Raw genomic sequence first — 17,712 nt, forward strand, 5'->3', positions numbered from 1 at the left:
GCGTCGGGCAAAAAAAACAGGAGGCCCACCGGGGGCCTCCTGCATATACTATCGGCGGCGGTACTTGGTTATTGCCGCAGGCCCAGCGAAACATACAACTGCACTACCTGATTGTGCACTGCGGGAGGCGTAGCGGAAGTGCCGCCGCCATTTACGTCGGGGTAAGTCTTGCTCGTATCGAAGATTTTGCCGAACGACAGGTCGTAGCGGGCCCCAATCTTGGCCGGGCCTACCCGGTAGGCAGCGCCTATAATTCCGCCGTAGTCGAAGGTGTTAAATCCTTTCTCGGCCAAGCCCAGATTGGTATCGCCCTGCTTGGCCAGTATCAGCAACGATACCTGCGGGCCTACGTGCACGCTGAAATTATCGGTAAGGTTGGCTACGTACAAAATGGGCAGCTCCACGTAGTCCAGGCGCGTCGTTTTGTTGGTGGTTGGCACGTTAGCACCTCGGATATCGGAATTGTAGCCCTTGCGGTTGAAGAGCAGCTCGACCTGCATCGACGAGAAATTGTTGAAGCCAAACTGGCCGTACACCCCCGCGTGGAAATTGTGGTAAGCCGATACGTTGGTGATGCCTTCGCCGTAGGGCCGCGAGAAGTTGTAGCCGCCCTTCACGCCGAAGCCGGTATTGCCCGACTCAGTCGACTTACCGCCGGTGTAGTCTTTCGAGCTGAGGCTGCCGCCCGGGCGGGCCTGGGCAAAAGCTGCGGTGGTAGAAGTGAGCGCTAAAAGCAAAAATAGAAGAGACTTTTTCATGAGTAAAAGAGGTAAGAAGTGTATGGCCTGGTGCCACTGGAACAAGGGATGATGAATATTTCCTTTTTGCCCTATACTTTGCCGGGGCCAGAAAGTTGCCGTCGTGGGGTCCGTAGCACAAAAAAAAGCGCGTCGCTGTCGGGTTCGTGGGTTGGGCATACTATCTTTGGGGCGGTGCCGGCCCGCAGCCGGTTTGCCAGCCCGGGGTGTTAGCTCAGTTGGTTTAGAGCGCCACCCTGACACGGTGGAGGTCGTTGGTTCGAGCCCAATACGCCTCACGAAAACCCTCATTACCTGGTGTAGTGAGGGTTTTTTATTGTGGTGCAATGCCACTGCGTAGTGGCGGGCGTTGCCGCTTGCGGTGGGCTAGATAGGGTTGGCCCGGCGGATGATTCTGCTTAGTCCGCCAAAAATTTCCGCATATGCGTTGTCTCCCGCTAAAAATCACGCCTCGGCCGGACCTCCGAAGTGGGCGCAACGCGCTTATTTTTGGCTGATTATTGGTTGGAAATTCCGCTGTGCTCGGCACATTCCTATGGCTCCCCGAAAAAAAAACGCTCCGGACGCGGCTACCTCCAGTCCGGTATCGATGGCCGACCTGGCCCGCGAGCTGAATGTGTCGATGACCACCATCTCGCGCGCCCTCAGCGACCATTTCAGCATCGGGCCGGCCATGAAGGAAAAAGTGCTCAAGCTGGCCAAAAAGTATAATTACCAGCCCAACCACCTGGCCTCGGCCCTGCGCAAGGGCCGAAGCAAGCTGCTCGGCATCGTGGTGCCCTACATCGAGGGGCGGTTCTTTCCGTCGGTGGTGCACGGCATCGAAACGGCGGCCAGCAAGGCCGGCTACAACGTCATTATTTGCCAGTCGAACGAAGACGTGGTCCAGGAGCGCCGCAACCTCGAATCATTGCTGAGCGCCCAGGTTGCCGGCGTGCTGGTATCGCTCTCGCGCACTACGCTCGACTATCAGCACTTCGACCAGCTGCGCAGCCGCGGCCTGCCGCTGGTGTATTTCGACCGCGTGGTGGAGGGCGACAGCGTGAATACCGTGGTGCTCGACGACCGCGAGGGCGGCTACCTCTCCACGCGCCACCTTATTGCCCAAGGCTGCCGCCGCATTGCCCACCTGGCCGGCCCGCAGCACTTGAGTATCTATAAGAACCGCCGCCTGGGCTATTTTGATGCCCTGCGCGAAGCCGGCCTGCCCGAAGACGAGCACCTTGTCATCTACACCGACATGCTGCAGGAGCAGGGCGCGGCCGGCCTGCGCCAGCTGCTGGCCCTGCCCAACCCACCCGATGCCGTGTTTGCCGCCGGCGACTTCAGTGCCCTCGGGGCCCAGCAGGAGGCCCGCCGCCAGGGCCTGCGCGTGCCCGAGGACGTGGCCATTGCCGGCTTCAGCAACGAGTCGTTCACGCTCGTAGCCGAGCCCAACATCACCACCGTCGACCAGCGCTGCGAAGAAATGGGCCAGGCCGCCGTGCGCCTGCTGCTCGAAGTCATCGACTCGAAGGGGGCGGCCTTCACGCCCCGGCAGGTGTCCCTGCGGCCCGAGCTGCTGGTGCGGGCCTCATCGCTGCGCCCCGCGCCCGCGCCTGAAAAGGCAGCCAGCACCCGGGCCAAATTCGTCGGCTAAGAAATTATTCGAATTGGGAATTAAAAGAACGTCATTCCTTACTGGGATTGGCGCTAAGCCGGAAAGCAAAATACCCCGGCCACCGGGCCAGGGTATTTGGTGATGTCTCTGGGGTTTCCTCAGCTTGGCCAGCAGCTGGTCGCCGTATTCGCATCAGCAAGAAGCACACCGCCGGGCACAAAGGCAAGCGCCACCGGCAAGTTTTATATTATAAAATTGCGTAGCCGATTTTGCCGGCCGCGCGGCCGACTTTTGCCCCATGCTTTCCATCGCCAACGCGCCCTGCTACGCCCACCCGCTGCCGGCCGGCCACCGCTTCCCCATGCTGAAATACGAGCTGCTACCCGAGCAGCTTTTGCACGAGGGCACGGCCACGGCGGCCGATTTTTTTGTGGCCCAGCCCCCGCCCGACGCGGATATCCTGCGCGTGCACGATGCCGATTACTACGCCCGCCTGCGCGCCGGCCAGCTTACCCGGCAGGAGGAGCGGACCACCGGTTTCCCGTGGTCGCGCGAGTTGTTCGAGCGCGAAATCACCATTTTGGGGGGCACCATTGAATGTGCGCGGCGGGCGCTGGTGCATGGCGTGGCCTTCAACATCGCCGGCGGCACACACCACGCCTTTCGCGCCCGGGGCGAAGGGTTTTGCCTGCTGAACGACCAGGCCGCCGCCGCCGCCTGGCTGCTGGCCTACGGCCACGCGCGAAAAGTGCTGATAGTAGACCTCGACGTGCACCAGGGCAACGGCACGGCCGCTATTTTTCGGGATGAGCCGCGCGTGTTCACTTTCTCGATGCACGGTGGCCGCAACTACCCCGCCCGCAAAGAGCAGTCCGACCTCGACCTGCCCCTGCCCGATGGCACCGACGATGCCGCCTATCTGCCGCTATTGGCCGCCACGCTCCCGCGCCTCCTGGCCGAAGTGCAGCCCGATTTCGTGTTCTACCTCGCCGGGGTCGACGTGTTGGCCACCGATAAGCTCGGCCACCTGGGATTGAGCCGCGCCGGCTGCCGCCAGCGCGACGAGCTGGTGCTCGGCCTCTGCCACCAGCACCGACTGCCGGTGGTGGTGTGCATGGGCGGCGGCTATTCCGAGGGCATAATCGACATCGTGGAAGCCCACGCCAACACCTTCCGGGTGGCCGCCGGGCTTTTCAGTTAACAGCTAGTAGTGAATAGTTAACAGCCTCTCAGATAAGCTTGTCAGCGTAAATGAAACGACTGTTAATTGTTAACTGCTAACTGTTCACTAATTATCAGCTGCCATCTGAACGCCCAGCGCCAGCGCAGCTCGTAGTGCGTGATGCCGGCCCGTGCCAGCAGCGCCACCCAATCCTGCCGCCGAAAGGCGCGGGCCACCGAGAGCGGCGCATCGTGTCGCACCAGGTACGAGCCGCCCAGCAGCCGCGTCAGCCACTTAATGCTGTAGTAGGCCAGCCAGTGCCGGTGCAAGTCGTTGATGACTACGGCCAGCCCGGCCTGCGCCCGCCACTGCCGCAGCAGCGTCACCAGCTCCTCATCACTGAAATGGTGGCAGAACAGGCTGCACGTGAGCACATCAAACGGCTCGGTTTGAAACTCGGGCGAGAAAATATCGAATTGCCGGTAGCTGATTTCGGGGAATTCCCGGCTTTTGGCGGCAGCATATTCCAGCATGAAGGCATTGGCATCAATACCCGTCAATGCTGCGGAGACTCCTTTTTTGCGCGCCCAACGGGCTACGTGGCGCAGGGTGTCGCCGCCACCGCTGCCGAGGTCGGCCACGCGCAGGGGCCGCCCGGCCGGAAAGCGCGGGCGTAGCCGGGCCAGCGCGTGCAGCACCGGCGCATAGCCGCCCAGCCAGGTATTGATGGTTTCGAGCTCGTCGAGATTCTGGCGCAGGTCGTCGGTGGCCAGCGTCAGGTCGTCCATCAGCTCGGGGCCGGGGGCTCTTTCAGTTAACATTTAACAGTTATCAGTGAGCAGTTGCCAGGATGGCTTCGGATTTTTGAAACTGGTCCTTCTCATCATTTCGCTCACTGTCAACTATTAACTGTTCGCTGCTAACTGATAATTGCAGTAGCATGGCCTCCATCGTCAGGCCCGGGCCAAAGGCGAAGCTGAGCACCGGCGCGCCATTGTCGGCCGGGGTAGCGGCGGCCAGCACCTCGCGCAATACAAACAGTACCGTGGCCGACGACATGTTGCCGTAGTCGCGCAGCACCCGGTAGGCGTGGCGGTTATCCTCGCGCGTCAGCCCCAGCTCGGCCTCAATGGTTTCCAGAATCTTGCGCCCGCCGGGGTGAATGGCAAAATGATGGATGTCGCTCAGCTGCACCGGCAGGCTGGCCAGTAGCCCGTCCGTCAGTTTCCGGATGCCGCGCTGAATAAGCTTGGGCACGTAGCTGCTCAGCGTCATCTCGAAGCCGAAATCGTTGATGTGCCAGGCCATGTCGTCGTGCCCATCGGGCTCCAGGCCGCAATGAAAGCCGTCGAGCGAAAGGCTGGGCGCGCCATTGGGCAGCTGACTAGCCTGCACCAGGCAGGCCGCCGCCCCGTCGCCAAACAGCGCGTTGCTGATGAGGTGGTCCTCCTGCGGGCTCTTCTGGAAATGCAGCGTACAGAGCTCCACGCTCACAATCAACACGCGGGCGTCGGCCTCGGACCGGCAAAAAGCATCGGCCAGCTTAATGGCATTCACGGCCGCATAGCAGCCCATGAAATTTACGCAGGTGCGGCGCACGTCGGGCCGCAGGCCCAGGGCTTGCACCAGCTCAATGTCGAGACCCGGCGCGTACATGCCCGTGCAGCTCACCGTCACGAGGTGGGTGATGGTGGCCGCGTCTACGTCGGGCACCTGGCCCAGGCTGGCGCGCACGGCTTCCACGGCCAGCGGCAGAGCCTCGCGGCGGTAGGCGGCCATGCGCTGTCCCACGCTCGGGAACGGCTCCAGGGTAGGGGTGTTGGGGAAAAAAGTGTACTCACCCGGTGCCCGGCCATAGTCGGGCAGTACCGAATACCGGTACTCGATACCCGATACCCGGTACAGGGCCCGCAGCTTGCGCGTGTCGCCCTCGCCAAACTGCAGGGCCCGGGCCATAAACTCGGCAATCTGCGGCTGGGCAATGCGATGGGTAGGGTTGGCAGTGCCAATGGCACCTAGATAACTCGGCATGCCGGAAATAAATTAGAAAGTCAGATAGTTCGGACGCTCGTGGAGCGAAACTGCCGGCTCGCGCCACAGGTTTCAGTATCTACGGTAAAAGAAGCACGTTTACCGGTTGTCCTGGCAAAATTGTGCCAATAACATTCTGGCGTGCGGCCCGTCAGCTCAGAATGGCTGCCCGTGGGTGCGCCGCATCAGCGCGCGCACGGCGGCCGGCCAATGGCGCAGGCCGCCCACCACCAGCTCGCTCATCACCGGCCCGCCAAACAGTTGCTGCACGGCCCGGCCCACCCGCAGGCGTGCCCCAAACTGGGCCTGCCAGGCTTGGGTGTAGCCATGCTCCAGCTGCGGCCGGCTGGTGCGGCCCGCCAAAAACGCGTGCGTAGCCGTAGCCGCCAGCGCCGCACCGTGCAGGGCCATGGCCATGCCATTGCCACAGAGCGGCGTAATAAGCCCGGCCGCGTCGCCCACCATCAGCACATGCTGCTCCACGGGCTGCTTTGGGGCGAAGGAAATCTCATTAATAACCTCCGGCTGCGGGTACAGCACTTCGGCCGAGTCCAGAATCTCGCGCAGGCGGGGGTTGCGAGCCAGCACCTCGCGCTCCATGGCCGGAATGGTACCGTGCTGTTTCAGATTGGTGCGGGTGGTGAGGTAGCAAAAGCACAGCTTGTCTTCTTCGATGGCCGAAATACCGGCATAGCCATCGGCAAAGTTGTGCAGCGCAATCACGTCGCGCGCGAAACCCGGCAGGCGCAGGTGGTATTTCACGCCAAGGTAGGGCGAGCGCTGCCCGAAAAACGGGCGTTGCAGCTGCCGGTCCAGCGCGGCGCGCTTGCCGTAGGTGCCCAGCACCACGCGGGCTACCAGTTGGCGGCCATCGGCCAGCGTTACGGTATGCCGGTCGGCCACCGCGTCGAAGGCCACATCGGTCACGGTGTTTTTCAGATGAAATGTTACGCCCCGGGCCACGGCCAGCCGATACAGAAAATTATCCAGCAAGTAGCGGCTCACGCCAAAGCCCCCCAAATCGAGCGCACTCGTGAGCAGGCGGCCGCCCGGCGAGCTCAGCACGAATTGCGCAATGGCGGCCGGAGCCAGCTCGGCCGGGTCGGCCCCGAGGCGGCGCAGGTAGGGCAGCACTTCGTTGCTCACATACTCGCCGCATACCTTATGAAAGGGATATTGCTTACGCTCAACCAAGGTTACTTCGTGCCCGCGGGAACTCAGGTCCAGGGCGGCGGCCAGACCAGCCAGGCCACCGCCAATTAATAATATATCCACTTATTTGGTCGGCAAAGGGAGAGCAGCTAGGGCGAAATTAGCCCGGTTTATCGAGGTTTTCGTATATTCTTTCTTGAGCACCCGAAGCGATTTCGTATCTTTGCTAACCAAAACAAAAAAATATCGTTAAGTTCAAGCGCACTGCGCTTAATCTCAGGGGCACTAATTCTATTTATGATGCAACGCTACTTATTAACTTTACTTTTCGGCGCTTGTTTGGGCCTGGGCCTGGCTCCGCTTCAGTCGGCCGCGCCGGCGGCGGCGGCCGTGGTGCGCCACCGCCCCGGCCAGCAGGCCAAGCCGGGCGACGACAACAACAAAACCCTGCTCGTTTACCCCAACCCCAGCACGGGTATCGTACACCTCACCATCAACAACCTGCAGGGCAAAAAGGTGGAGTTGAGCGTACTTAATGTTATTGGCACGGTGATGTACCGCGAGACCCTCACCGAACTCAACGACCGCTACACCAAAATGCTCGACCTGAGCAAATTTGCCAACGGCTTGTACTACGTGCGCCTCGAAGCCGAAAACACCAGCCAGATGTGCAAGCTGGTTATCCGCTAATCAGCCACCGAATTTTCAGCAGGTATAGACAATAAAAAAAGCAGCCCGATGGCTGCTTTTTTTATTGTCCGAATGCATCGGAAACTAGCGAGCCCTAACGGGAACGGGTACCAGCATTTCCTTTACGTTGGAAGCAGTTTTGAGCGCGAGAATGGCCGTGGCAAGCAACAGGCCGAGCATGAAAATAAACATGATGCGAATAGGAATGACGGATGAATAACGGGCCACGCCTTATCGGGGCAGGCTTCTGGTTCTTCAACCCCAAAAATGGCCAGCAGGTTTCAATAAGATTTGGGCATTCCGGCCGGCTTCCGGCGGCTGGCTGCGCAGCCTACTGCCCGGCCAGCAGGGCCGCCACCACGCGCCGAGCATCGGCCCCGGCTCCATTCAGCAGGGCCGAGCTGCGGGTGTCGAGCCAGGGCAGGCCCAGGAAGGCCACGCCGGGCGCAGCCGTAAGGCCGCGCTGGTGTTGGGGGAAGCCATCGGGGGCGAGAATGGGCAGCTCAATCCAGGGGTAGTTGGGGCGGTAGCCGGTGGCCCATACCACGGCCTCCAGCGGTGGCGTGGGGGCTTTCGCGCCCTGAATGATACCGCCGGACTGCACGCCCGTGGCCCGGCCAATAAAAGCCACGTTGCCTAGGCGGCGCAGGTGGTGCAGGTCGCCGCTCACCACGCCTTCGGGCTGGCGATGCAGCCAGCGGCCCGGCGCGGTATGGCGCGGCACCTTCATAAAGCCGGTGAGGGTTAAACCGGTCCACATCAGCTGGTTGTTGGGAATGGCACTGGTGCGCTCGTCGAAAGCCGCGAATAGGGGCCGGCCGGTGGCGGCCAGGTCGGCGGCAATTTGCAGGGCCGAGTTGCCGCTGCCCACCACGGCCACCGGGCCAGTGCCGGGCAGCTGGGCGGGGCGCTGGTAGTCGCGGCTGTGCCGCTGCGCCACGGCGGGCGGCAGCTGGTTGGCCCAGGCCGGTACGCGCGGTTGCGCATAAGGCCCGGTCGCAATGATGACGTAGCGGGCCAGATAAGTACGGCCGGCGGCGGTGTGCACCGCGTAGCCGGGCTGGCCGCTGGCCGGGGCCAGGCGGGTTACGCGCTGGCCGGTATCGACGGAAAAATTGAAGTGGGCCGCATAATCGCGCAGGTAGGCCACGGTTTCGTCGCGGGTAGGGTAGCGCAACGAGTTGCCGGGCCAGGGGCGGCCGGGCAGCCCACTGGCCCAGGCCGGCGAAAACAGCCGTAGCGAATCGTAGCGCGCGGCCCAGGCCGCCCCTGCGGTTGCCGCTCCCTCCAGCACCCGAAAAGCCACGCCGCGCTTCCGCAGATAATAAGCTGCGGCCAGCCCGGCCTGGCCCGCGCCAATCACCACCGCATCGAGCACGATGGGTGCCAGGGGCGAATTGCCGGGCAATGTAAAACTCATGCGGGTGCCTAGTGCTGCTCCGGAAACTCGTGGCGCAGGTCGGCCATCACCTGCTCGGTGGTGCTGCGCACCAGCGTCACCTGTTGGGCGGCCTGGGTCGGCGCGGGCGGCGCCTCCCCGTAGGCCTCAATCTCGCGGATGACGTGGCGCAGGCTTTCTACTCCGAGGCCATCGAGCGAGCTTTTGAGGTGGTGGGCGGCGTCGCCCACGGCTTCCCAGTTGGCGGCCGTCAGGGCTTCGTCGAGGGCGGTGAGAATGGCGGGCGTGGTTTCGATGAAGGCCCAGGCCAGCCGGCGCACAATGGCTTCATCGTTGCGCACCAGCTGGCGCACGTTGCTAAGGTCGTAGAGAGGTGTTTCGGAAGGCATGGCAGTGGAATTGTGGTATGCAATAACGGGCTCGGCGGCCTGGTTGGCGCGGGCCAGCACGGTGCGAATGACTTCGAGGAGCTGCTCTTCGCGGTAGGGCTTGGCCAGGTAGCCGGCAAACCCGGCCGCTTGCAGGCGCTCGGCCTCGCCCGCCTGCGCACGGGCCGTGAGGGCGATAATGGGGGTGGTCGCGCGGGCGGCATCGGGGTGGGCCTGCAGGGCCCGGGCGGCGGTTTCGCCGTCCATGCCGGGCATCTGAATGTCCATCAGTACCAGGTCGAACGGGCGGTGTTCGAACAGCAGGATGGCGGCCGGGCCGCTGGCGGCCGTGGTTACCTGCCAGCCCCAGTTGCGCAGCACGGTTTCGGCCAGCAGGCTGTTCACGAGGTTGTCCTCAACCAGCAGTAGGCTGCCGGCCGCCGGAGCCAGCGCATCGGGGGCAGCGGGTAGGTTGGCCGGGGCCGCTTCCGATGCGGCCATCGGCAGGGGCAGCGTGAATGAAAACGTGCTGCCGGTGCCCCGCTCGCTGCTCACGCGCAGGGTGCCGCCCATGAGCTGTACCAGGCCTTCCGAAATACTTAGGCCCAGGCCCGAGCCGCCATACTCGCGGTCGGTGCTGGCGGCGGCCTGGGCGAAGGGCTCAAAAACCTGGTCCATCACTTCCGGGGCCATGCCCACGCCGGTGTCGCTCACCGTGAAGCGCAACCAGACCGTGCCCGCAGGCTCCGTTGTGCTGGTGGGGCCTGCCACCAGATGGCAGCTGAGCCGCACCTGCCCGGTTTCGGTGAACTTGATGGCGTTGCTCACCAGGTTCAGCAGCACCTGGCGCAGGCGGTGCGGGTCGCCAAGCACCGGCGGGAGCGCCGTCGGCTTGTCCACGCGCAGGCGCAATTCTTTTTCGCGGGCCCGGGGGCGCAGCAGGGCCGCGCAGCCACGCAGCAGTTCGTCGGGGCTGAACGAGGTGGACTCGGCCTGCAGCTTGCCGGCCCCCAGCCGGGCGGTGGTCAGCACGTCGTTGAGAACGGTGAGCAGGTGCTCAGCCGACTCGCCCAGTAGGCGCAGGTAATCGTGCTGGCTGCGGCTGAGCGCGGTTTTGGCCAGCACGCCCGTCAGGCCCAGAATGCCGTGCAGCGGCGTGCGGATTTCGTGGCTCATGTTGGCCAGAAAGTCCTCTTTGGCCTGGGCATCGACCTGGGCCGCCGCAATGGCCGCTTCCAGGGCCTGCTGCGTGCGTTTCAGCTCGGTAATGTTGCTGTCCACGCCCAGGACCTGGCCCTGGCCGTCGGCTCCCAAAAACAAACGCTTCACACTGCTAAACCACAGCGTATTACCGTCTGGCGTGCGTACTGATTCTTCCATGGTCAGGTCCTGGCCGGTGCGCAGTACCTGGTTGTCCTGCCGCTGATAGCGGGCCCAGTCGTTGGGCGCTACCACATGGGGCGGTGGAATTGCCTGGCCGAGCTCGTCGGGGGTCATGCCAAACACAGCAGCCATGGCCTCGTTGGCCAGTAGGTAGCGGCCGGTGGAGTCTTTCAGATACACGGGGTGGGGCAGGGCGTCGATGACCTGGCGGAACAAGCGGTGCTGCTCGGCCAGGTGAGCGGCGGCCTGCTCGTGCTGCTCGTCGGTGGCCCGGCGTTCGGTAATGTCTTCCGATACTCCGAGCAGGTTCAGCACCCGGCCCTGCGCGTCGCGCATGAACGAAATATGCGTCGTGCGGAGCCAGCGCGTTGAGCCGTCGCGGTGGCGCAGACTGTACTCCAGGCTGCGCGTTTCGCCGTCGGCCAGGTTCGTCATCTCGGCGATGTGCTCGGTAATGAGCTGGTGCGACTGCGGAGGGAGCACGGTTTTGAGCAGCTCGCCTTCGCCGAAGGCCGCCAGCTCGTCGCTGGTATACCCCAGCAGCTGCTCGACGTGGCGGTTGGCGTAGGTGTTGCGGCCTTGGCTCAGGTCATAAATCGTGAGCAGGTTGGGTACCAGGTCCACGATGCGGCGTAGCAGGTGGCGGTTGTGGCGCAGCTCGGCAATGGCCGTACGATGCCGCGTTACGTCTTCAGCGCTGCCCATTACCTCGGTAGGAGCACCGGTGGTATCCACTGCACTGGCCAGCAGCCGGATGCGCAGCCAGCGCCAGTTGCCGTCGCGATGGCGTATGCGGCAGTCCCAGCTCAGGGGCTGGCCCGAGGCGAGGCGGCCCAGCACGTCTTGCCGCTGTAGCTGCGCCCGCGACTCCGGGTGCATCAGCTCATCGGCCAGCCGGTTGCCGAAAGCCAGCATCTCCGCGCTGTCGTAGCCCAGCACGGTGTGGCAGTGGCGGTTGCAGTGCTTTAGGCGCTGATGCCGCAGGTCGTAGGTAAAGAGTAGGAGTGGCACTTGGTCGGCCAGGCCCTGGCCAAACGTGGGCGACCCCAGGGTAGCTTGGGCAGGTGGCTGGCCCGCCGTCCGGCGTACGGCCGGAACAGCGGCCCGCCGGGCCAAACGCGGATGTTGAAAACGGCGCATATTGGGAAAAGTAATTCAACAAACCCACATCGGCCCGCCGCCTGGCAAGTTATGGGCGTAGGCGGTAGCATCGGCAGGCATCAGCCTAGCCCACCCGGAGCTCCTGCTGCTGAATCATCCGATAAATGGTTGATTTACCGATGCGCAGCCGGGCCGCCGCCGCCAGCACGTCGCCGTCCATCTCGTCGAGGCATTGCTGCACGATGGCCGTCGTCTGTTCGCGCAGCGAGAGCACGCTGCCCACGCCCACCAAAATCCGGCCGGCCCGCAGCGGCAGGTCGTCGCCCAGAATCTGCTCGCCGTCGGCCAGCACGGTAGCCAGCTCCACCACCGCTTTCAACTCGCGCACATTGCCGGGGAATGGATGGTCGAGTAGCCGCTCGCGGGCGCTTTCCGACAAATATCGCGGCGGCAGGTTGTTCAGGCGGCAAAAATCGCGCACAAACACCTCGGCCAGCAGTAAAGTGTCATCGCCGCGCTGGCGCAGCGGCGGTAGCGTAATGGGCAAGCCCAGCAGGCGGTAATATAAATCTTCGCGGAAGCGGCCGGTCTGCACCTCATCCAGCAGGTCGCGGTGCGTGGCCACCATCAGGCGCACGTCGAAGGCCACGGCCTGGTTGCCACCTACGCGCGTCACCTCGCGCTCTTGCAGCACGCGCAGCAGCTTGGCCTGCAGGCCGAGGTCGAGGTCGGCGATTTCGTCCAGAAACAGGGTTCCGCCGTTGGCTTCTTCCAGCCGACCCACGCGCCGCGCAACTGCCCCCGTAAAAGCGCCTTTCTCGTGGCCAAACAACTCGCTCTCCACCAGCTCGCGCGGAATGGCGGCCATGTTCACGGCCACGAAAGGTTGGGCCGCGCGTTCCGACTGAAAGTGAATGGCCTTGGCCACCACCTCCTTGCCCGTGCCGGTTTCGCCGTTTACACTCACCGTGATGGTGGTGCGGGCCGCCTTGGTTATAAGCGTACGCACCTGCTGCATGGTGGTGTGCTCGCCCAGAAGGGCCTGGGCCGCCCCGTAGCGCGCGCCCACCTGCTGGCGCAGCTGGGTGTTTTCGCGGCGCAGGCGGGCCTGCTGCTCTACCTTGCCCACAATATTCCAGAGGCGGTCGAGGGTATTGTCGTCCTTCACCAGGTAGTCGTAGGCCCCCTGGCGCAGCATGCTCACAGCGGTGCTCACGTCTTCCTGGCCCGAAATCACCAGTACTTCGGTGCCAGGTAGGCGCTCCCGAATCTGACTTAGCAGCTGCTCGCCCTTGGCATCGGGCAAGGAGTAATCGAGGGTAATAAAGTCGGGCTGTTCGCCCAGCTGCTCCAGGCACGCTTTGGCCGTGGTGAACCGATGGACGCTGTGATTGGGATTTTGCCCCAGGCGGTGCGCCAGCAGCTCACCGTACCATTCGTTGTCCTCAACAACAAATATTTTGAAGGGTAGAACTGATACCATGAACAAGTAGTGGAAAATGACGAAGGATTTCCAGGCAAAGTATTTAACACAGCGTTAAAATTCCCGCAATTAGGCCCTAACCGGCAGGTGAGAAACGTAGACGCATTGGAAAAATTATATTGCAAAAATACGCTGCAAATCGCGCAGCGGGCAAATTATTGGGCTAAACACCGGACATACGAAGTGTATTCAAAAGCGGATTTAGTGGATAATATTAGAAAATTCTCATTAATAGACTTTTTTCCGCGAATGGGAATAATAATCTTCATAGCTAAAATAGTATATAATTGACTGCCAGCCGGCCCGCCATTGCAAAGTGTAATGGCGGCGGAATTGCAAGGAAGGTGCAGACACAACGCACTATCCCTTCAATTTTTTATTTCCGGCCATGCAATTCTTTACTACTTCCAATGGCAAGCCCGTTCCGACCCGCTTCGCGGGCCTTATTCTTCAAATTGGCCTGTTAATCATCGGGTTGGTGCCCGGGGCTTGGGCGCAGGCTACGCTGCCCGCCTATTATTCCACAAGTGGGCCTACTAACCTGGTGACGACTGGTGGCACCATCACGGCCGGCGTGAATGCCTCGGCCGGAGCACTTAGCGCATTTACTACGGTTCAAGTGAGCGGTGCATCGGTGGCAGGCTCGCCCGTATCGCTACGCTTCAACCTGACCGGCGAAGCGCCGGCGGGCTACCGTGCGGGCGTGGTGCTGGCTAATACCAGCAGTGCCCTGAGCTTAACGGCGCTTGGCGCAGTCAAGCTCCGTACCTACCTCAATGGAGCTGAGCGCGAAACCCGGCTGGTGAGAGTAGATGTGTTGGAAGCCTCACTAGGAGGTAACAGCCAGCCTACGCAGTTGGAATTTACCAGTACGCTGTCGTTCGATGCCGTCGAATTCGAAGTGCTTTCCGTGGCGAGTCTCAACCGCAGCTTTAATGTGTTTTATGCCTACGGTGTGCGGCCGGGTATTCAGACCCGGGCCATTGGTTACCTGTCGCGCTTTGCAACCCCCACGGCTGGCACTGAATACCGCACATCAGTTGCTGGCGGCCCGCTTTTAGCACTTTGCGTTAACGCCGATGTAACCTCCCCCGAACAGGTGGCTGATGTTAGTCTGACCAATTTTGCAACCCTGCGCAGTACCGCCACGGTAGCCTGCAATCCGGCCATATATGCTAAACTGGCAGGAGTGCCCGTGGGCGGCGCGGCGGGTGGCTACTACGCCGGGTTTGTGATTGGGCAGAGTAGCCTAATAGACGTGAGCGTGCTGAGTGGCTTGGAAATTAGTACTTATCTCGGCGGCACGCTGGTCGAAACCCGTTCGGGCCTTAATCTTCTTAATCTGAGCTTGCTGTCCGGCAACAAAGCCCAGGTATCGTTCAAAACGGCCGCAAATAAGCCTTTCGACGGAGTAAGAATCGCGCGCGTAGGACTTCTTAAATCTATCGACCTTACAGTGCTCGACGACCTTGATGTATACTACGCATTTGGGCTGGACCCGCTGGCATTTGAAGGAATGAACCCTGTGCTGTCTAATTTCTCGGGCACATTACCCGCGGATGCCTTTAGTGCCAGTCCTACACAGCAAGTGGTCGTTGATGTTAACCTTACGGTGAGCGTTAGGGACCCATTAACAGGTATTACTGTTCCTGTAACCACTAGAGTAAACGCATTGCCTTTGACTATTTCACAGGTTGTCAATCCACAATTAGCCGCTGATAATATAATTCCTACCAGTTCTACTAGTGGCAACTATGCTGAGCTCAACACATTGGGGATAAACCTGAGCTCACTTAACTTGGTGGGCACCGTCACGCTTATTACGCCCCTTGCCACTCCGGCTACGGCCAGCTTGAAGCTGAAACTGAACGGTACGGGTAGAGCCGGCAACCGGGTCGGCTTTGCGGTGAGCCAGGGCGGTGGCCTGTTAGACCTGACGGCTCTACAGCGGCTGACAATCGCGACGTATGACGCAAATAATAAGCTTATCGAAACCAAAACCGGCTCTTCCTTGCTGGGCGTAACGCTCCTGGGTTCCACCGACATCAGTCGTATTTCCTTCCTGGCGTCGCGCGATTTCACGTATGCCGAAATAACGGTAACCAGCGCCGTAAGCGTACTTTCCAACACCCGCGTGTATTACGCCTTTGCCGAAGACGTACCACTGATTTCGCTGCAATACCCGCTGCCCGTCGAGCTCATCAGCTTCGAGGCTAAGTGGACCGGCGGTGCTACTGAGCTGCGCTGGGCCACGGCTTCGGAGAAAAACAGCAGCCACTTTGTGGTCGAGCGCTCCCTCAACGGCGAAAGCGGCTACCAGGCCGTGGGCCGCGTAGCTGCCGCCGGCAGCAGCACCAGCCACCGCAGCTACCAGTTGCGCGATGCGGAGGCCGGCACGCTGGGTGCCAACGCGCTCTATTATCGCCTGCGTCAGGTCGATGTCGACGGGCGCGAGTCGTTTTCGGCGGTAGTAGCCGTGGCGGTGGGCAAACAGGCGGGCCTGGCTCAGCTCGACGTGTATCCCAACCCCGCCGGTACGGCCCAGGAAGCGCACCTCGACTTCCGCAACCTGCCCGGCGGCGGCCAGCTCACCACCTATGCCGAAACCGGCCAGCTGGTGAGCCAGGTGCTGCTGACCGAAAATGCGGGCCGGGTAGCCCTCCCCGCGCTCAAAGCCGGCCTCTACTACGTGGTGCTGCGCGATGCGGCCGGCCGTAAGCTGGCCACCGAGCGCCTCGTGGTGAGCGGCCAATAGGGCAGCAGACCGCGCCGGCATCTGGCCGGGAGAAAAACATTGGTTGGAATAGTGGCTCATCTACCCGAGTGGCTCCGCTGGCATTGCCGGCGGGGCCATTTGCATGGGGGCTTGGTCTAAAACCGGGCGTTAAAGCAGCATCTTAAACTGAAGTATATAGTGATGACATGATGTGCAAATCAGTGAATTGGTCGGATGATAACATAGGCGTAACATTGTGGACGTGGTGGCGTAATTCCAGCGCGGGAATTTTGCGGTCATCATTTTAACCTTTTATCAAATCCACTTTTACATGAAGGTTACGCTCACCCGAATCAGCAGCTTGGCGCTGCTTACTGCTTTGGCCGTTTCCTGTTCGCGCGTCGAGCCGGTTGCTCCCAGCCAAAACCCCACCGCCACCACGGTCAATCAAAATGCCACCCGCGACAGTAACCTGGCGATGGGCAACCCCAGCGGGGCCGTGACTGACGCCACGAACTCGCCCAACAACTACCTGATGACTAAAACCCAGTACACCCTGTCGTATAGCCGCGACAAGGGCAAGCCGAACTGGGTGAGCTGGCACCTAAGCAGCGCCTGGCTGGGCAGCACCGCCCGCCAGGACAACTTCGCGTCCGACGCAGCCCTGCCTTCTTCGTGGTACCACGTAGGTAGCACCAGCTACTCGGGCTCGGGCTTCGACCGTGGCCACAACTGCCCTTCGGCCGACCGCACTGGCTCGGTAGCCGACAACACGGCCACCTTTCTGATGACCAACATGATGCCCCAGGCCCCCACCAACAACCAGCAAACCTGGGCCGGCCTCGAAAACTACGCGCGCACCCTCGTGGGCCAGGGCTACGAGGTGTACATCATTGCCGGTAGCTACGGCAGTGGCGGCACCGGCTCCAATGGTTACGCCACTACTATCAGCAGTGGCCGCATCACCGTGCCCAGCAACTGCTGGAAGGTGATGGTGGTGCTGCCCGAGGGCAGTTCCGACGCCAGCCGCGTAACCACTAGCACCCGCGTTATCGCCGTAAACATGCCCAACACCAATTCTATCGGCACGGCTTGGGGCAGCTACCGCACCAGCGTAGACGCTATCGAAGCCGCTACGGGCTACAACATCCTCTCGGCCGTGAGCAGCACCGTGCAGGCCACCATCGAGTCGAAAGTAGATGCCGGGCCCACGAGTTGATATTGTGCTCGTTGCTTGATTTCGGCCCGACTTGTTGCGCTTTTAACAGGTAAGCCGAGGAAAAATCAAAAAAGCCCTGAAATACATCGTATTTCAGGGCTTTTTGCTTGCCGCTAAATGTAGCCAGGGCCGGCATTTACGGAATAAAGCGTCAAAGTTACGGTGGGTTGTGCTTGCAAAGCAATTGGTTATAAACGCCCGAATTTTTTTCAGCGTAAAAAAAGCAGGCGAAAAGTGCGTTTGCTAGTCAGTTAGGGGATTAAATAAAACCGAAAAAAACCGCGCAATAAAAAGGTAACATTACCAACCTTTGCCCGGCGTAAACATTCCGTAATTTTGCATCGTGCTTCAACCCAAAAACTCGTTGATGAAGCGCGGGACTCTGCTCAGCAGCGACCCGCGAGAGGACCGGAAGGTCTTCGCCGCCGCCGGTTTTTCCGATTTTGCCTCCGGTATTTCCGCTGTTTTTTCTGGTTGTTGCCCCGCCACCGTTTCGGATTTCGAAACGGCTTTTTTATGCGCGGTTGGTTCGAATAGATAAGTCATTCCTGGGCTATGGCGCTGTTTAAATCACTCATTTGCTCTCTTACTCATTCACCGATGGACACCAACACCGGCTGACCGTCACCCGCAATGAGGCAACTTTAGGT

General features: G+C 61.3%; 13 protein-coding genes and 1 tRNA gene. 6 read left to right on the plus strand and 8 right to left on the minus strand.

The features are described 5' to 3' along the window. Positions 1-68: 68 nt before the first annotated feature. The gene (locus tag ABIB44_RS09950; protein WP_354584505.1) at positions 69-758 is read right to left on the minus strand and encodes a porin family protein; all 690 of its coding nucleotides are present in this window, start codon (positions 756-758) and stop codon (positions 69-71) included. Between the two features lie 203 nt (positions 759-961). Here ABIB44_RS09950 and ABIB44_RS09955 point away from each other — a divergent pair. The 3 genes from ABIB44_RS09955 to ABIB44_RS09965 all read left to right on the plus strand — a co-directional run bounded on the left by ABIB44_RS09955 (position 962) and on the right by ABIB44_RS09965 (position 3,559). Further along, a tRNA-Val gene (locus tag ABIB44_RS09955) sits at positions 962-1,036 on the plus strand. A gap of 257 nt (positions 1,037-1,293) precedes the next feature. Continuing rightward, positions 1,294-2,397: a LacI family DNA-binding transcriptional regulator gene (locus ABIB44_RS09960; protein ID WP_354584506.1), complete on the plus strand. Its 1,104-nt coding sequence runs from the start codon at positions 1,294-1,296 to the stop codon at positions 2,395-2,397. 259 nt (positions 2,398-2,656) lie between these two features. Then, the gene (locus tag ABIB44_RS09965; RefSeq protein ID WP_354584507.1) at positions 2,657-3,559 is read left to right on the plus strand and encodes a histone deacetylase family protein; all 903 of its coding nucleotides are present in this window, start codon (positions 2,657-2,659) and stop codon (positions 3,557-3,559) included. A 62-nt stretch (positions 3,560-3,621) separates the two neighbouring features. Here the strand turns inward: ABIB44_RS09965 and ABIB44_RS09970 are convergent, their stop codons facing one another. The 3 genes from ABIB44_RS09970 to ABIB44_RS09980 form a co-directional block, all read right to left on the minus strand. Continuing rightward, a complete protein-coding gene (locus ABIB44_RS09970) occupies positions 3,622-4,341 on the minus strand; it encodes a methyltransferase domain-containing protein (RefSeq protein ID WP_354584508.1) in 720 nt (239 codons plus the stop codon). Between the two features lie 10 nt (positions 4,342-4,351). Beyond that, on the minus strand, positions 4,352-5,551 hold the full coding sequence (locus ABIB44_RS09975) for a type III polyketide synthase (RefSeq protein WP_354584509.1): 1,200 nt from the start codon (positions 5,549-5,551) through the stop codon (positions 4,352-4,354). A 156-nt stretch (positions 5,552-5,707) separates the two neighbouring features. Beyond that, positions 5,708-6,826, minus strand: a complete 1,119-nt coding sequence (locus ABIB44_RS09980) for an NAD(P)/FAD-dependent oxidoreductase (protein WP_354584510.1) — start codon at positions 6,824-6,826, stop codon at positions 5,708-5,710. Between the two features lie 174 nt (positions 6,827-7,000). Between ABIB44_RS09980 and ABIB44_RS09985 the strand changes: the two genes are divergently transcribed. Further along, positions 7,001-7,393: a T9SS type A sorting domain-containing protein gene (locus ABIB44_RS09985; RefSeq protein WP_354584512.1), complete on the plus strand. Its 393-nt coding sequence runs from the start codon at positions 7,001-7,003 to the stop codon at positions 7,391-7,393. A 331-nt stretch (positions 7,394-7,724) separates the two neighbouring features. Here the strand turns inward: ABIB44_RS09985 and ABIB44_RS09990 are convergent, their stop codons facing one another. The 3 genes from ABIB44_RS09990 to ABIB44_RS10000 all read right to left on the minus strand — a co-directional run bounded on the left by ABIB44_RS09990 (position 7,725) and on the right by ABIB44_RS10000 (position 13,127). Beyond that, positions 7,725-8,813, minus strand: coding sequence for a flavin-containing monooxygenase (locus tag ABIB44_RS09990; RefSeq protein ID WP_354584513.1), 1,089 nt, complete (start codon positions 8,811-8,813; stop codon positions 7,725-7,727). A gap of 8 nt (positions 8,814-8,821) precedes the next feature. Next, positions 8,822-11,683, minus strand: a complete 2,862-nt coding sequence (locus ABIB44_RS09995; RefSeq protein ID WP_354584514.1) for a PAS domain S-box protein — start codon at positions 11,681-11,683, stop codon at positions 8,822-8,824. Positions 11,684-11,768: 85 nt separating this feature from the next. Then, positions 11,769-13,127 carry a sigma-54-dependent transcriptional regulator gene (locus ABIB44_RS10000; RefSeq protein ID WP_354584515.1) on the minus strand — a complete coding sequence of 453 codons (1,359 nt, stop codon included), beginning with the start codon at positions 13,125-13,127 and terminating at the stop codon, positions 11,769-11,771. Positions 13,128-13,515: 388 nt separating this feature from the next. Between ABIB44_RS10000 and ABIB44_RS10005 the strand changes: the two genes are divergently transcribed. Together ABIB44_RS10005 and ABIB44_RS10010 are read left to right on the plus strand one after the other, a co-directional pair. After that, positions 13,516-15,882 carry a T9SS type A sorting domain-containing protein gene (locus ABIB44_RS10005; protein ID WP_354584516.1) on the plus strand — a complete coding sequence of 789 codons (2,367 nt, stop codon included), beginning with the start codon at positions 13,516-13,518 and terminating at the stop codon, positions 15,880-15,882. 292 nt (positions 15,883-16,174) lie between these two features. Further along, positions 16,175-17,062, plus strand: coding sequence for a DNA/RNA non-specific endonuclease (locus ABIB44_RS10010; protein ID WP_354584517.1), 888 nt, complete (start codon positions 16,175-16,177; stop codon positions 17,060-17,062). 348 nt (positions 17,063-17,410) lie between these two features. On the opposite strand, the gene ABIB44_RS10015 is transcribed toward ABIB44_RS10010, so the two are convergent. Further along, a complete protein-coding gene (locus ABIB44_RS10015) occupies positions 17,411-17,608 on the minus strand; it encodes a hypothetical protein (protein WP_354584518.1) in 198 nt (65 codons plus the stop codon). Positions 17,609-17,712: the final 104 nt, after the last annotated feature.

It is taken from the genome of Hymenobacter sp. UYCo722 (assembly GCF_040547115.1).
Taxonomy (GTDB): domain Bacteria; phylum Bacteroidota; class Bacteroidia; order Cytophagales; family Hymenobacteraceae; genus Hymenobacter.

Excerpts from the sequence above, each read along its gene's own strand:
- ABIB44_RS09950 (WP_354584505.1), bottom strand. The coding sequence starts at position 758 with ATGAAAAAGTCTCTTCTATTTTTGCTTTTAGCGCTCACTTCTACCACC.
- ABIB44_RS09960 (WP_354584506.1), top strand. The coding sequence starts at position 1,294 with ATGGCTCCCCGAAAAAAAAACGCTCCGGACGCGGCTACCTCCAGTCCG.
- ABIB44_RS09965 (WP_354584507.1), top strand. The coding sequence starts at position 2,657 with ATGCTTTCCATCGCCAACGCGCCCTGCTACGCCCACCCGCTGCCGGCC.
- ABIB44_RS09970 (WP_354584508.1), bottom strand. The coding sequence starts at position 4,341 with ATGTTAACTGAAAGAGCCCCCGGCCCCGAGCTGATGGACGACCTGACG.
- ABIB44_RS09975 (WP_354584509.1), bottom strand. The coding sequence starts at position 5,551 with ATGCCGAGTTATCTAGGTGCCATTGGCACTGCCAACCCTACCCATCGC.
- ABIB44_RS09985 (WP_354584512.1), top strand. The coding sequence starts at position 7,001 with ATGATGCAACGCTACTTATTAACTTTACTTTTCGGCGCTTGTTTGGGC.
- ABIB44_RS09990 (WP_354584513.1), bottom strand. The coding sequence starts at position 8,813 with ATGAGTTTTACATTGCCCGGCAATTCGCCCCTGGCACCCATCGTGCTC.
- ABIB44_RS09995 (WP_354584514.1), bottom strand. The coding sequence starts at position 11,683 with ATGCGCCGTTTTCAACATCCGCGTTTGGCCCGGCGGGCCGCTGTTCCG.
- ABIB44_RS10000 (WP_354584515.1), bottom strand. The coding sequence starts at position 13,127 with ATGGTATCAGTTCTACCCTTCAAAATATTTGTTGTTGAGGACAACGAA.
- ABIB44_RS10005 (WP_354584516.1), top strand. The coding sequence starts at position 13,516 with ATGCAATTCTTTACTACTTCCAATGGCAAGCCCGTTCCGACCCGCTTC.
- ABIB44_RS10010 (WP_354584517.1), top strand. The coding sequence starts at position 16,175 with ATGAAGGTTACGCTCACCCGAATCAGCAGCTTGGCGCTGCTTACTGCT.
- ABIB44_RS10015 (WP_354584518.1), bottom strand. The coding sequence starts at position 17,608 with ATGACTTATCTATTCGAACCAACCGCGCATAAAAAAGCCGTTTCGAAA.